14 protein-coding genes are annotated in these 14423 nt (G+C 69.5%); 11 read left to right on the plus strand and 3 right to left on the minus strand.

The window, feature by feature from the left end; all coding sequences use genetic code 11:
- The first annotated feature begins 21 nt into the window (after positions 1 to 21).
- The 5 genes from SNAS_RS29345 to SNAS_RS33495 all read left to right on the plus strand — a co-directional run bounded on the left by SNAS_RS29345 (position 22) and on the right by SNAS_RS33495 (position 5148).
- Positions 22 to 825 (plus strand): alpha/beta fold hydrolase, encoded by an 804-nt coding sequence (locus SNAS_RS29345; protein WP_013021128.1) that lies wholly within the window; start codon positions 22 to 24, stop codon positions 823 to 825.
- 71 nt (positions 826 to 896) lie between these two features.
- A complete protein-coding gene (locus SNAS_RS29350) occupies positions 897 to 2117 on the plus strand; it encodes an MFS transporter (RefSeq protein WP_211207271.1) in 1221 nt (406 codons plus the stop codon).
- Between the two features lie 26 nt (positions 2118 to 2143).
- Positions 2144 to 2437: a DUF1905 domain-containing protein gene (locus SNAS_RS29355; protein ID WP_013021130.1), complete on the plus strand. Its 294-nt coding sequence runs from the start codon at positions 2144 to 2146 to the stop codon at positions 2435 to 2437.
- A gap of 19 nt (positions 2438 to 2456) precedes the next feature.
- Positions 2457 to 3404, plus strand: coding sequence for a LysR family transcriptional regulator (locus SNAS_RS29360; RefSeq protein ID WP_013021131.1), 948 nt, complete (start codon positions 2457 to 2459; stop codon positions 3402 to 3404).
- 91 nt (positions 3405 to 3495) lie between these two features.
- A complete protein-coding gene (locus SNAS_RS33495) occupies positions 3496 to 5148 on the plus strand; it encodes a serine/threonine-protein kinase (protein ID WP_013021132.1) in 1653 nt (550 codons plus the stop codon).
- A gap of 23 nt (positions 5149 to 5171) precedes the next feature.
- On the opposite strand, the gene SNAS_RS29370 is transcribed toward SNAS_RS33495, so the two are convergent.
- Entirely contained in the window at positions 5172 to 7109 is a 1938-nt protein-coding gene (locus tag SNAS_RS29370; protein WP_013021133.1) for a P-loop ATPase, Sll1717 family, read from the minus strand.
- 41 nt (positions 7110 to 7150) lie between these two features.
- Between SNAS_RS29370 and SNAS_RS29375 the strand changes: the two genes are divergently transcribed.
- Positions 7151 to 7708 carry a GNAT family N-acetyltransferase gene (locus SNAS_RS29375; RefSeq protein ID WP_041627214.1) on the plus strand — a complete coding sequence of 186 codons (558 nt, stop codon included), beginning with the start codon at positions 7151 to 7153 and terminating at the stop codon, positions 7706 to 7708.
- 39 nt (positions 7709 to 7747) lie between these two features.
- Positions 7748 to 8872, plus strand: coding sequence for a hypothetical protein (locus SNAS_RS29380; protein ID WP_013021135.1), 1125 nt, complete (start codon positions 7748 to 7750; stop codon positions 8870 to 8872).
- On the opposite strand, the gene SNAS_RS29385 is transcribed toward SNAS_RS29380, so the two are convergent.
- Positions 8808 to 10010 carry a sensor histidine kinase gene (locus SNAS_RS29385; RefSeq protein ID WP_013021136.1) on the minus strand — a complete coding sequence of 401 codons (1203 nt, stop codon included), beginning with the start codon at positions 10008 to 10010 and terminating at the stop codon, positions 8808 to 8810. The genes SNAS_RS29380 and SNAS_RS29385 overlap by 65 nt on opposite strands.
- A complete protein-coding gene (locus SNAS_RS29390; protein ID WP_013021137.1) occupies positions 10007 to 10663 on the minus strand; it encodes a response regulator transcription factor in 657 nt (218 codons plus the stop codon). Before SNAS_RS29390 ends, SNAS_RS29385 begins: the two co-directional genes overlap by 4 nt.
- 165 nt (positions 10664 to 10828) lie before the next feature.
- Here SNAS_RS29390 and SNAS_RS29395 point away from each other — a divergent pair, with 165 nt between their 5' ends.
- Genes SNAS_RS29395 through SNAS_RS29410 form a run of 4 tightly spaced genes read left to right on the plus strand, consistent with a single transcriptional unit; the run spans position 10829 to position 14404 of the window.
- Positions 10829 to 11305 carry a hypothetical protein gene (locus tag SNAS_RS29395; protein ID WP_013021138.1) on the plus strand — a complete coding sequence of 159 codons (477 nt, stop codon included), beginning with the start codon at positions 10829 to 10831 and terminating at the stop codon, positions 11303 to 11305.
- Positions 11305 to 12450, plus strand: coding sequence for a peptidoglycan-binding protein (locus SNAS_RS29400; protein ID WP_013021139.1), 1146 nt, complete (start codon positions 11305 to 11307; stop codon positions 12448 to 12450). The genes SNAS_RS29395 and SNAS_RS29400 overlap by 1 nt, the downstream gene beginning before the upstream one ends.
- Entirely contained in the window at positions 12447 to 13130 is a 684-nt protein-coding gene (locus SNAS_RS29405) for an ABC transporter ATP-binding protein (RefSeq protein ID WP_013021140.1), read from the plus strand. Before SNAS_RS29400 ends, SNAS_RS29405 begins: the two co-directional genes overlap by 4 nt.
- Entirely contained in the window at positions 13127 to 14404 is a 1278-nt protein-coding gene (locus SNAS_RS29410) for an ABC transporter permease (RefSeq protein WP_013021141.1), read from the plus strand. The genes SNAS_RS29405 and SNAS_RS29410 overlap by 4 nt, the downstream gene beginning before the upstream one ends.
- The last annotated feature ends 19 nt before the right edge of the window (positions 14405 to 14423 follow it).

Genomic DNA, 14423 nt, shown 5'->3' on the forward strand with positions numbered 1-14423 from the left:
AGCGCCGCTAAGGAGGCTGTCATGTTCACCCTGAACTCCCCCGACGGAACCGAGGTCCTGGCCGCCGTTGACGGCCGCGGGCCGGTCATCCTGTTCCTGCACGCCGGAATGGACAGTGAGACCGCGTGGGCCCGGCCCGCGCGACGGCTCGCGGATCGGTTCCGGACGCTGCGCGTCCGGCGACGTCGCTACCGGCTCGACCTGACCGACGAGGTCGCGCGGTCTCTCGCCAGCGAGGTCGACGACGTGGCGGCCCTGGCCCGGGCGATGGACGCGCCGGTCCTGCTCGTCGGTCATTCCTCGGGCGCGGTGGTCGCGCTGGAGGCCATGGTCGCCGCGCCGTCGTCGTTCGCCGGGGCGGTGCTGTACGAGCCGCCAATCGTGACCGGGCCGCCGTTGGGCGGCGAGGCGCTGGTCCGGGCGCGGGCCGCGGTCGCCGCCGGGAAACCGGGAGCCGCGATCGCCGGGTTCGTCCGGGACGTGGTGGGAATGCCCGGCTGGATCGCGCGAGCGGCCGGGATGTACGCGGCCGTGTCGCCGCGGATGCGGGCACTGGTGCCGCGCCAGGTCGAGGAACTGGCGGCGATCGACGAGCTGGGGAACCGGCTGGATGCCTACGCCCGCATCGATTCGCCGGTACTGCTGCTGGGCGGCGAACGCAGTCCGGCCAATCTCGCCCACCGCCTCGACGCGCTGGCGGCGGTGCTCCCCCACGCGGAGCGGCGGACGCTGCGCAAGTTGGGGCACGACGGCAACCGGCGCTCGCCCGGGATGCTCGCCGGTGTCATCGCCGAGTTCGCCGATCGGGTGCTGAACCACGATTGACACGCTCAGCGCGTCAATGGCGCCTGAGCAGGTGTTGGACACGGCCGGGATCGATCGCCAGCATCGTCTACATGAAACGACTGCGAACTCTGGGACGAACCGGCGCCGCAATGGCCGGGTACTACTTCCTCACCGGAACCGGCACCGCGCTATGGGGCGCGACGCTGCCCGCGACCGACGCGCGGCTCGATCTGGGCTCGGGCCGGTTGGGAACGGTCCTGCTGGTGCTGGGCCTGGGCGCGGCGGTCGCCATGCCCGGTGCCGGATGGCTGGCCGACAGGTGGGACCGGCAGCGACTGCTTCGGTTGGCGGCCTTGGGAAGCGCCGTGGCCCTGGCGGGTCCGGCGCTGGCGGGTTCGTTCGGCTGGCTCGTCGCGGCGGCGGCGGTTCTGGGACTTGCCATGGGCGCCCTGAACGTCGCGCTGACGCTCCAGGTCGTACACATCGAACGCCGCTTCGCGGTCGGGGTCATGTCGACGATGCACGGCATGTGGACACTCGGCGCCGTCCTGGGTGGACTGGTGACCACGTTCGCGTTGCGGGCCGGGGCGGACGTGCGGCTGTTCCTCGGCGTGGCCGGGATCGTCCTGGCGGTCGTGTTCCTGGTCCCCGGGAAACTGTTGGGGCGCTTCGACACCGTCGCCGCCACCGAGACCGGCCCCAGCGGTTCCGGCGGTCCCGGATTCGGGTTGCTGCTGGCGCTGGGGGTCATCGGGGCGGCGGCGTTCCTCACCGAGGGTGCCGCGACCGACTGGGCCGGGATCCACGTGCGCCGGGTGCTCGGCGCCGAACCGGCCACGGCCTCGCTGGTCTACACGATCTTCTTCGCGGCGATGACCGTGATGCGCTTCGCCGGGGACGGGCTGCGAGGACGGCTTGGCCCGGCGCTGACGCTCCGGCTGGCCTGCCTGACGGCGTCCGCCGGTTACGGGCTGGTGCTGCTGGCCCCGGCGACGGGCTCGGTGCGGGTCGCCACGGCCGCCGCCGGGTGGGTGTTCGCCGGTGCCGGGATGGCGCTGGTGTGGCCGGTGGTGTCCAGCGCCATGGGGGCCGGGGCATTCAGCGGTCGGCGGCTGTCGACGGTGACGACCATCAGCTACACCGGCGGCCTGATCGGCCCGGCGGTGATGGGTTTCATCGCCTCGGCGAGCTCACTGCCGACGGCGCTGACGATCCCGTTCGTCCTGGCCGTAGCCGTCGCGGTGATCGCCCCGGCGGTGGTCACCGCCACGATTCGCGGCCGCCGTGTCGATTCGGGGGTCTCCCGTTCGACGTATGAGCAGACAGCGTGAAAAACACGAATGAAGGAGTAACGGAAATGACGACTACGACCAGGACGCCGCGAAGCATCGACGAGACGATCACGGCGACGATCACCAAGGATGGCAACAGCGGCTGGGCCTGCGTGGTCCTTCCCGGTTCGGCGCAGCGGTTCGGGACCGGCAAGGCGGTGAAGGTCGCGGGCACGGCCGACGGGCATCCCTTCGAGGCCACGATGCTGCCGATCGGCGGCGGCACCCACATGCTGCCGCTGCGGGCGGCGCTGCGCAAGACCGCCGGGAAGGACGTCGGCGACGAGATCACCATCCGGTTGCGGCAGCGATTCAGCTGAGATCGGGTAGAAAGACAACGTGCCCGACGACATCGAGATCCGGCTGCTGCGCAAGTTCGTCGTGGTGGCCGAGGAGCTGCACTTCAGCCGCGCGGCACAGCGGCTGTACATCGCGCAACAGGCCCTCAGCCGGGACATCCAGCGACTGGAGGACCGGCTCGACACGCGGCTGTTCAACCGCACCACCCGCCGGGTCACCCTGACCCCGGCGGGTGAGCTCTTCCTGGTCCGGGCCCGGCAGCTGCTGTCACTGTTCGACGCGACGGTGCTGGAGTTGCACGGTAAGCCGCTGTCGGTGACCGTCGACGTCGTCGGGACCGGTCTCACGCCCGCGCTGGTGCTGGCCGCCGCCCGGCGACTGGCCCCGGAACTGGAGTTCTTCGCCCGCTTCCACACCGGAACCGAGTCGGCGGCTCCGCTGGTGGCGGCCGAACAGCTGGACGTCACCTTCGGACGGAACCCGGTCGCCGTCGAGGGCTTGAGTCAGCGAACCGTTCGCCGGGAACCGATCGCGGTGCTGCTGCCCGAGGGCCACCGACTCGCCGAACTCGACGCCGTTCCGCTGGAATCGTTGCGGGGCACCGGAGTGTGTGTCCGCGCCGGGGACCACGCAACGCCCGGCTGGGAACACGCGGTGCTGCAACTGCTGGCGCCGTTCGGCGTCGACCCCGCGCTGGGGCACCCGCACGTCCAGGGCGTCGACGAACTCACCCAGCACATCCGCAACCGCGACGCCCCGATCCTCACCATGACGACGCAGCCAGCCGTCCCCGGCGCGGTCCTGCGGCCGCTGTGTGAACCGGTGGCGCTGTTCCCGTGGTCGATGATCTGGCGCACCGACACCGATCACCCCGGCCTGCGGGCCCTGCACGCGGCCGTCGACGAACTGACCGCCGCCGGAGGCTGGCTGGCGAAGCCCGAGGGTTCCTGGTTGCCGCAACCCGAGGCAAACCAGGTCAAACCGTGATAATCACTTCGAAGTGGACACTTGAACGGAGCTAGTATCCATACTAGAAGCGCGCGCTTCGCGATGCCCTCCCGAACCGAAGAGTCTGCCCATGTTTCCCCTCGCGGACAACGATCCCCGTTCCATCGGCCGTTACGAACCCGTCGCTTCCCTCGGCGAGGGCGGGATGGGCCGGGTCTACCTGGCCATCGGCCCCGACGGTCGCCGGGTGGCGGTGAAGCGCATCCTGCCGCACCTGTCGCGCGATCCGGGGTTCCGGCAGCGGTTCACCATGGAGGTGGAGGCGGCGCGCAGGGTGTCGGGTCCCCACACGGTTCCGGTGGTGGACGCCGACACCGAGGCGGACGACCCGTGGTCGGCGACGGAGTTCGTGGCCGGACCGACGCTGATCGAGGCGATCGAGCGGGGTGGGCCGCTACCCGAACCGGTCGTGCGGGAGCTGGGGGCGGCACTGGCATCGGCGCTGAGCGACATCCACGGTGCCGGGTTGATCCACCGGGACATCAAGCCGTCGAACGTGTTGCTGGCCTCGGACGGACCGAAGCTGCTGGACTTCGGTATCTCGCGGGCCCTGGACTATTCGACGAGCGTGGCGCTGACCCAGACCGGCGGGGTGGTGGGTTCGCCGGGCTACATGTCGCCGGAGCAGGCGGAATCCAGGACGCTGACCGAGAAGTCGGACGTGTTCGGTCTGGGCTGTCTGCTGGCCACCGCCGCTGCCGGACGAGCGCCGTTCGAGGGGCCGTCCATTCCGCAGATTCTGTACAAGGTGGTGCACGGGGAGCCGGAGCTCGAAGCCGTGCCCGAGTCGTTGCGGGAGACGATCGAGCGGTGCCTGGCCAAGGACCCCGCGGATCGGCCGTCCGCTATGGAGCTTCGCGAATCACTGGGAGCCGACGGTGAGGCGTCGGCGCGGCCGCTGCCCGTGGTGGCCGAGGCGATCGCGGAACAGGAGGCTCGACTGGCACAGCTGCTGGCGGCCCGGCAGCCTAACGCCACCCTGGTCGACGACGGCGCGACCATGGCCCTGCGACCCGACGACGCGGGCACCCAGGTCGTCCTGCCCGCGCCCGGCCAGGCTCCGCCGCGACCCGCCGCCGCCAAGCCGAAGCGGCGCAAGCCGCTGGCCGCCGCCGTGGCCGTCGCGGCGGCCCTGCTGCTCGCGATTCCGCTGTGGATGATCTTCGGCTCGAACGACGACCCCTCCACCAAGGGCGACAACTCCGCCGACAGCAGTGACGATTCCACGGACGACTCCAGTGACGACACCGAATCGCAACTGGAGATACCGTCCGATGTGTGCGACGCGTTCGACATGGAGGGCCTGCTCGAACTGGTGGGCCCGGAGGCGAAGGTGGAGCGCGAACCGGAGGAGGGCGAGGATTCCGGCGACGATTTCGCCTCGTGCTCGGGGATGGTGACGACGGGACTCACCCCCGAATCACTGTTGATCACCGTCGCGAGAAACGACCGCTCCTCGGGCGGGGACCTGGTCGTGTGCAATCTCGAAGGCTGCGACGGCATCGAGCCGCTCAAGATGCCCGACGGCGAGTCCACCGAACGCCCCTGGACGAAGGGCGGCGTCGTGGAGAACTCGGCCGGGAACCTCGAGATGATGTGGTACCAGGACGATCTGGCCGTGTGGGTGCAGCCCTTCGCCAGTCTGGACGACGGTTCCCAGGCCGAGAAGGAGTTCCTGCTCAACCAAGGCGTCAAGGTCTACGACCTCATCACCGAGGACTGACCCGCCACGTTGGAGTCGTCCGGTCAGCCGCTGCCGCTGCTGCCCGAGCCGCCGGTGTAGCCGCCGACCAGGCTCGTCAGCCGCCGTGCCTCCTCGGTGATCCTGGCGGTCACGCTGTCGGTGCCGGTCATGCCGCTCATGCCGCTGGCCCGCAGCTGCGCCGCCATCGCGCGCAGGTAGGTCGCGGCGGCGACGACGTGATCGTCCACATCGATGTATCGTCCCTGGTCCAGCAGCGTGGCGGCCTGCTTGCCATCGCTCATGATCCGCCCCACCTGGGTGGCGAGCTCGTGCCGGGTGTCCGGCGGCAGATCGGCGGCGCGGCCGACCTGGTCCAGAATCGACTGACAGGAGCGGGCCAGGCCGTTCAGCAGCGAGTACTCGCGTCGGGCGAAACCCGAGACCTGGTCCGGGCTCGGGGCATAGCCGCCCGCGACCTGGCTGACGATCGCGTCCAGGACCTGCGGCGTGTACGTGTGAAGGTCGACGGCCTTCGTCGCCCCCAGCGCCTCCCGGAAACACGGGTGGACGTGGAACTCCGATTCGTAGGGCTGCACCGACAGCTCCGGCCCACCGGCGTAGACGACGTCGCCCCCGCGCCGCACCCCCATGAACCCGACCGAGTACAGGGTGTCGATGACCGCGGGAACCGTCAGGGCGTGGGCGAAGGCGGGGAACTGACCGTGCAGGGTGCTCTCGGTCTGCGCCAGCCGGTCGGCCAGCACGTCGCGCATCACGATGTAGCCCATGTTCTGGAACAGCGGGAAAAGCCGCTCCAGATAGGGATACGCGACCAGGTACTCCTGGGTCAGATCCTTGAGTTTCCACTCCGAGAACTGCCGGGTGGCCTGGACGACGTCCTCCTCGCGGATCCGGTCGTGGCGATTGTGGACGGCCAGGTCGCGGGACAGGTTGAGGTACTGGATGATGTCGCGCGGCCGGGGAAGCACGCGCGGCAGCAGGTACTCGGTCGTCGGCACACCGCACACCTGTCGCGGGAACAGCTCCGTCCACAGTTGCGCAGGCGTCAGATCGGCGGCGACGGAGGCACGGGCCCGCGACAACGCCAGCGACGTCAAGGAGTCGTTCGACCAGCCCAGTCGCAACTCGTCACCCCGGAACTTGTCCCCGTCCGGGAACGACAACGAGTCGTAGATGTCGGCGCGCAGGAAGATCAGGCACCGCAGCGCGCCGCCGTAGAACGCCGTGACATGTTTGGCCGCCAACAACAACCCGATGATCATCGAGTGCGCGTCCGGCTCGGAGGACCACACCTGTTCCAGCTGGTCGATCAGCAGCAGCGGCACCCGCTGCGCGTCGACACCGAGTTCGGTGAAGGCGTCGGCGACGCCGCGCTCCACGATCTCCAGTTGCCGGGTCGCCTGCGCCCCTTCGGATGCCCCACCGGCCAGCTCGACCCCGGCCCGGAAACCGAACGCCTCCAGCGACAGCGAGGTCTGCTGCAATCCCCGCACGGACTGCGAGAGCCGCCCGCCCGAGTCCTGGCTGGGCATCTCACCGTTGGCCTTCAGGAAGCGCCGCAACGACTTGACGGTCTTGTGGCCGCCGAACCGTCGGCCCGGATCGGCGTGCGTGACCAGGTACCGGGCCGCGTGGATCGCGAACATGTACCGCCAGGCCAGCGACTTGGCGGTGTCGCCGGTGAGGCCCTGCAACTCGAAGCGGCGGATCTCGCTGCCCAGCGCGTCGTCCGGTGTTATCAGGATCGCGTCGTTCGCGTCCTGGCGTTCGGCGGCGATCCGCATGCAGATCGCGCTCTTGCCGGATCCCTTGCGGCCGATGATGAGCATCTTGCGGCCGGACACCGCCGCGTCGTAGGCCAGGGTCTCGATGAAACTCGCCCGCAGCAGCCCACCGGCGATGTCACGTTCGGCGTCCTCGTAGCCGAAGCTCAGCCGCCGTAGGGCTGAGTTGTCGATCACGTCGCCAGCGGGGGCCATGTTGGCATTCTAGCTACGTGGACGGTTGTAGCATGACCAGCGTGTTCTCCACCCCCCTGAGTGATGAAGCCGTCCTGGAACCGCTGGAGCCGTGGCAGGCCGAGGAGTTCCTGGCGAATATCGACCGGTGCCGGGACCTGATCGCGCCGTGGGTCGGGCCCTCGTTCGTGGCCGCCGATCTGGCCGACGCGCGCCGGGTGACGCGAAGCTATGCCGACGGCCAGGCCGCCGACGGCAAGCGGCTGTTCGGGATCCGGCTGAACGGCAAACTGGTGGGCGGCACCATGTTCGTCTCCTTCGACACCAAGAGCGGGGTGTGCGAGCTGGGCTGCTGGCTCGAACCCGCCGGACAGGGCCGGGGACTGGTGACGGCGGCGGCGTCCACACTGCTCGACTGGGCCTTCGAGGTGCGCGGGCTGTCGCGGGCCGAGTGGTGGACGGTGGCGGGCAACGAACCCAGCATCAAGGTCGCCAAACGACTGGGCATGAGCCTGGACGCCACGCTGCGCGAATACGATCCCGGACGCGACGGCGGACCCCGACGGGACATGCTGATCTGGTCGATCCTGGCCCGGGAATGGCGGGCCGCGCGCCGGTGATCTGGTGGCCGCACCGGCGATCGCAGTACGGTTACGGCCATGTCGTCCCCACCCCACGACACCGACGCCGACATCGACGGTCCGGCCCCGGATGGCGAGGCCCCGCCGAGCCACCTGAGCGGTTTCACCGTGGAGCAGGGCTTCTCGGTGATCCCGCCCAAGCGGCCCAGAACCGTCACCGCGGCCGCCGCCATGATGTTCGTGTACGCCGGACTCGCGGTGCCGCCCGGACTGGCGCTGTTCGTCACGACGCTCGACGACCTGTCGTCCGGGCCGCTGTTCACCCTGTTCCGGGACGCGGGGCAGCTGCTGTTCGCGGCGGCGGTGGCCGTCGGGTTCGCGGTGGTACCGGTGCTGGTGCTGCGGGGACGCGACCCGGCGCGGGTGAGCGCGTTCGTACTGACCGGGGCGGTCGCGTTCGTCGCGGTGAGCATCGTCGTCCGGGGCTTCGCGGGACGGCTGCTGTCCGTGCCCGGCGGCGAGGACTTCCTGGTGGTGATCATCGCGACCGCGGTCCTGGCGGCGGTCGTCGTCACCACCGTGCTGCTGGCCGGGAACCGGGCCGACGCCTGGTTCTACGAGGCCCGGGGTGAGCGGTTCATCAACCGCGACACCGGGCCGCCGACCCGGCCGCGCGGCGTCGTCGTGGCGACCGTCGCGTTGGGGGTCATCGCGCTGACCGAACTGATCGAGCTGACCATCCAGATCGTCGACGCGTTCTCCACCGACACGAACTACTCCAACCCGACCTCGCAGATCGTCTACATGGTTCCCGACTCGTTGCCGATCCTGGCGGTGACGCTGGTCGCGATGGTGCTGGTGTTCTTCACCTACGAGACCGCGCGCGTGCTCGCCTTCGGACTGTGCGGGGCGATCGGGGTGTACTTCCTCAGCGGGATCTTCGATCTGGCGACCGTGTTGACCTCCGACTTCTATTCCGGAATAGACGGTCTCTACTACGTGCGCCGGTCGCTGCTGCTGTTCCAGGTCGTGGCGTCGGTCTTCGTCGTGACCGGGCTGGCGGGCAAACCGACGGCGGCGTGGTTCCGGCTGTGGCGCGATGTCCGCGCCGAACGTGAGGTCTGGCGCGCCGACGATCTCACGATTCTCGCGGCAGGTTCACCGTCACCGTCAGACCGCCGTCGGGATTCGGACTGGCCGTGACCTCGCCGCGGTGGGCGCGCGCCACCGAGCGGGCGATGGACAGTCCCAGTCCGGCGCCCTTGGCGGTCACCACCCGGTCGCCCCCCAACCGCCGGAACGGTTCGAACAGGGCGGGCACGTCGTAGGACGCGATGTCGGGCCCGGCGTTGACGACCACCACCTCCACCCGGTCGGCGACGGTGCGGCTCTCCACCAGCACCCGGCCGGTGCCGTCGTCGAGGTTGTAGCGGACGGCGTTCTCGACCAGGTTGTGCACCAGACGTTCCAGCAGCATCGCGTCCCCTGTGGTCGGTGCCGCCTCGGCCTTCTCGGTGATGGTGACACCGGCGGTCTCGGCGTGCCCCGACTGCTGCGCCACCACCTGGGACACGATGTCGGCCAGGTCGACGGAAGCGCGCTCGGCCAGCTCGTGCTCGGAACGGGCCAACAGCAGCAGCCCGGCGATGAGCTTCTCGTGACGGGCGTTGATGGCCAGCAGATCGGTGCCCAGTCGCTTCACGTCCGCCGACGCCGATTCCCGGTGCATGGCCAGCTCGACCAGCGCCCGGTTGAGGGTCAGCGGGGTGCGCAGTTCGTGGGAGGCGTTGGCGACGAACCGGCGCTGCCCGGCGAAGGAGCGGTCCAGTCGCTCCACCATGGAGTCGAAACTGTCGGCCAGTTCCTTGACCTCGTCGTCCGGTCCGGTCAGCGCGATGCGTTCGTGCAGGCCGCCGTCGGCGCCCGGGGCTCCGGCGATGCGGTGCGCGGTCTCGGTGACCTGGCGCAGCGGGGCCAGCATCCGTCCCGACACCAGCCAGCCGAACCCGGCCGCGGCGCCGCCCACCACCAGCAGCGACACCGAACCGTAGGTCAACAGCGAGGTGGCGGCGGCCTGCCGCAGCTCCCTGCCCCCCTGCAGCGCCCAGTCGGGGATGTCCTCTTGTTTGACCTCGGTGTCAAGGGCCGCCGTCGACTCCTCGCCGTCGGATTCCGGGGTTGGCTTCTGCCCCATGGTGATGAGGTACTTGTTGTTCGCGACCTGCTCCTGGAACAGCATGTAGGTGACACCGAGCAGCAGCAGCCCGGCGATGAAGAACATGACACCGTACACAAGGGTCAGCCGCAGGCGCAGCGTCGGACGTGGCTTACGGATTCTCATGGGATCCGGTACCCCACTCCCGGAACCGTCTCGATGATCTGAGGCTCACCGAGCTTGCGCCGTACCTTGAGGATGGTCAGCCGCACCACGCCCGTGAACGGGTCGACGTGCTCGTCCCATGCCTTCTCCAACAGCTGTTCGGCCGAGACGACCTCGCCGTCACCGCGCACCAACTCCGTCAGCACCGCGAACTCCTTCTTGGACAGTGGGATGTAGCGGCCGTCCCGGAACACCTGGCGGCGGGCCGTGTCGACGGTTATCCCGGCCCGGCGCAGCACCGGCGGCGCGGCCGGGCGGGAGCGGCGGCCCAGGGCGTGCACCCGGGCCGCCAGTTCGGGGAACGCGAACGGTTTGGTCAGGTAGTCGTCGGCCCCCAGCGACAGGCCGTCGACCCGGTCACCGATCTCGGCGGCGGCGGTCAGCATGAGGATCCGGACCTCGGACTCGGAGTCGACGACCTGGCGGCACACCTCGTCGCCGTGCACCCGGGGAATGTCGCGATCCAGCACCAGGACGTCGTAGTCGTTGACCCAGACCCGTTCCAGCGCGGCGGCGCCGTCCAACGCGATGTCGACCGCGTGCGGCTCGGCCCGCAGCCACTCCGCGATCGCCTCGGCGAGCATCGGCTCGTCCTCGACCACCAGTACCCGCATCGAGATTTTCATCCTTTTCGTTGGTTGACCTGCGGCAATGATAGGCCGGGGCCTGTTTCTTTTCTGTTTCCGTGAAAGGAAACGCCTGAGAAACGGCCGTTCGCGTTTCATGTGCGTTCGGATGGGCGGCGACGTGTCGTCCACCGGACGAACAGGAGAAACCTCATGCGAGGACGGATAACCGGCGTGCTGGCGGCGGTGTCGCTGGCTCTGGCGCTCACCTTGACCGGCTGCGGCGGCTCGGACGACACCGGCTCCCAGGGTGAGTCGGCCGCCGACAAGAACCACGAGAAGGCGCTCAAGTACGCCAAGTGCATGCGCGAGCATGGCGTCGACATGGAAGACCCGGAACCCGGCGAGGGCCTCAAGTTCACGGCCAAGGGCGGCGACCCGAAGGTCATGGAGAAGGCACAGAAGGCGTGCGAGAAGTACCAACCCCAGGGCAACAAGGGCGGCAAGGGCGACGCCAAGCAGAAGGAGAAGATGCTCGACTACTCCAAGTGCATGCGCGACAACGGTGTCGAGGACTTCCCGGACCCCACCGACAAGGGCATGATGATCGACAAGGACGTCGCCGAGGATCCGGACTTCGAGGACGCCCAGAAGGCGTGTGAGAAACACATGCCCGGGATGGGTGACTGATGGAAGCGGACATCAGCGTCGAGACCGCCGAGCCGACCCGGTCCCGCCGTCGGCGGGGCCGGGGCCGGGGGAAGAAGATCGTCATCACCACGGTCGTGGTGCTGGCCGCCGCGGCGGCCGGTGTCGCCGCGATCGGTGTCGACAAGGTCATGGGCGCCCTGGGGGTCAGCGGTTTCGGCGGCAAGGCCGCCGCCTCGGACACCGCGCCACCGGCCACCACCGAGGTCGCCAGACAGACGTTGCGCCAGACGCAGGACGCCGACGGCGAACTGGGCTACGGCCCGACGTCCACGGCCGCCAGTCGCAAACCCGGGACGGTCACCTGGCTGCCCGACAGCGGCGACACGATCAAACGCGGTGATCCGCTGTTCGCCGTGGACACCATGCCGACGACCCTGATGTACGGCACGGCACCCGCCTACCGGGACATGAAGGTCGGCGACGAGGGCTCCGACGTCAAGCAGCTGGAGAAGAATCTCGCCAAGCTCGGCTATGACGGTTTCACCGTCGACAAGGAGTTCACCGCCGACACCGCCACCGCCGTGCGGGAATGGCAGGACGACCTGGGGCTCAAGGAGACCGGAACGGTCACCCTGGGACAGGTCGTATTCGCCGACGGCGCGATCCGCATCGACAGTTTCGAGGCCGAGGTCGGCCTGGCCACCGGTCCGGACAAGTCGGTGCTGAGTTACACCGGTACCGACAAGGTCGTGGCCATCGAGCTGGAGGCCGACGATCAGCAGCTGGCCAAGGAGGGCGACAAGGCGACGGTGTCGCTGCCGAACGGTGAGACCGCCGACGGCGAGATCACCGACGTGTCGTCCCTGATCAAACCCCCCTCCGGGCAACAGGAAGAGTCGGAGACGGTCATCCAGGTGCTGGTGTCGCTGGACGACGACTCGGTGGCCAAGGGCCTCAGCCAGGCCGCCGTCACGGCGACGTTCACGGCCTCCGAACGCGAGGACGTGCTGACGGTGCCGGTGGCCGCGCTGGTCGCCCTCGAGGGCGGCGGCTTCGGCGTCGAGGTCGTCGACGGCGACAAGACCGAGCAGGTCGAGGTCGAGACCGGACTGTTCGCGGCGGGTCGCGTCGAGATCTCCGGTTCCGGCATCGACGAGGGCACCGTCGTGGGGGTGCCGGAATGATCCGGCTGACGAAGGTGACCAAGACCTACCCCGGTGACGTCACGGCACTGGACGAGGTGTCGCTGGACGTCGATCCGGGTGAGCTGGTGGCGATCGCGGGCCCGTCGGGTTCGGGGAAGTCCACCATGCTCAATGTCATCGGCACCCTGGATCGTTGCAGCTCAGGGGATGTCCGCATCGCCGGGCACGACGTGTCCGGACTGTCGGACGCCCAGCTGTCGGCGCTGCGGGCCCGTCACATCGGCTTCGTGTTCCAGCACTTCCATCTCGCCTCCGGCGTCATGGCACTGGACAATGTGGCCGACGGGTTGCTCTATAGTGGCCATTCGTTGTCGCGGCGGCGCGAGCTCGCCGAGACGGCACTGCGGCGGGTCGGGCTGGGTCACCGGCTCGACCACGAACCGCATGAGCTGTCGGGTGGCGAGAAGCAGCGGGTCGCGATCGCCAGGGCGGTCGCGGGCAACCCGCCACTGCTGCTGGCCGACGAGCCGACCGGGGCGCTGGACTCGGTGTCGGGCACGCAGGTCATGGAACTGCTGCGCGAACTCAACGACTCCGGCACGACGGTCGTGATCATCACGCACGACCGCGAGATCGCGGCCAGCCTGCCCCGGCAGGTGCGGATGCGCGACGGCCGGATCGAGACGCCGTCGCTGTCGGGCAGGGTGATGACGCCGTGACCGTCGACGAAACCGCGCCACCGCCGAACCGGGACTCCGCGTCCGGCGAGGCGGAACCGGTCGTCGCCGATCCGGACGAAGCCCTCACCCCCGCGCGGCTGCGGCCCCGGGACATCGTGCGGGTCGGCGCGGTGGGTCTGCGCACCCGGCCGTTGCGGGCGTTCCTGTCCGCGCTGGGCATCGCCATCGGCATCGCCGCCATGGTGTGCGTCGTGGGCATCTCGTCCTCGTCGCAGGCCGAACTGGACCGCACCCTGTCGGCACTGGGCACCAACCTGTTGTCGGTCACCCCCGGCAGCACGCTCACCGGGGAGACGTCCGAGTTGCCGCTGGAGGCCGAGGACATGATCGCTCGCATGGACGGAGTCCAGGAGGTGTCGGCGGTCGGCAAGGTCGCCGACACGCAGGTGTACCGCTCGGAGAAGATCGACCGCAACGACACCGGCGGCATCACCCCGTACGCGGCCCGGCTCGACCTGCCGGACGTGCTGGGTGCCACGATGCGCGACGGCACCTGGCTCAACGCCGCCACCGCGAAGTTCCCGGCGACCGTGCTGGGGTCGTCGGCGGCCGAGCGGCTGGGCATCGGCGAGGCCGACCTGGGCACCCAGGTGGTCATCGGCGGGCAGCGGTTCACCGTCGTGGGCATCCTGGATCCGATCGCGCTGGCCCCCGACCTCGACAACGCCGTCATGGTCGGCTGGCCGGTCGCCAAGGCGGAACTGGGTTTCGACGGGCACGCCACCGAGGTCCACACCCGCAGCGACGAGTCGAAGCTGGAGGCGGTGCGCTCGATACTGGGCGCCACCGCCAATCCGCAGGCGCCCAACGAGGTCGAGGTGTCGCGTCCCTCCGACGCCCTGGCCGCCAAGCAGGCCACCAACCAGGCGTTCACCAGTCTGCTGCTGGGCCTGGGCGCGGTGGCGCTGCTGGTCGGCGGCGTCGGGGTGGCCAACACGATGGTCATCTCGGTGCTGGAACGCCGTCCCGAGATCGGGTTGCGCCGTTCGCTGGGCGCCACCCGGGGTCAGATCCGCGCGCAGTTCATCGTCGAGTCGCTGCTTCTGTCCCTTCTGGGCGGAGTCAGCGGCCTGATCCTGGGGCTGGGCGTCACCACCGGGTACGCGTTGTCGCAGGGCTGGCCCCCGATCGTGCCGAGTTGGGCGTCGGGACTCGGCTTGGCGGCCACCGTCCTCATTGGCGCCGTGGCCGGGTTGTACCCTGCGGTGCGGGCGTCGCGATTGCCACCCACCGAGGCATTGGCGGCGCACTGACAAGTCGAGAGCGACCGGG

It is taken from the genome of Stackebrandtia nassauensis DSM 44728, assembly GCF_000024545.1.
Taxonomy (GTDB): domain Bacteria; phylum Actinomycetota; class Actinomycetes; order Mycobacteriales; family Micromonosporaceae; genus Stackebrandtia; species Stackebrandtia nassauensis.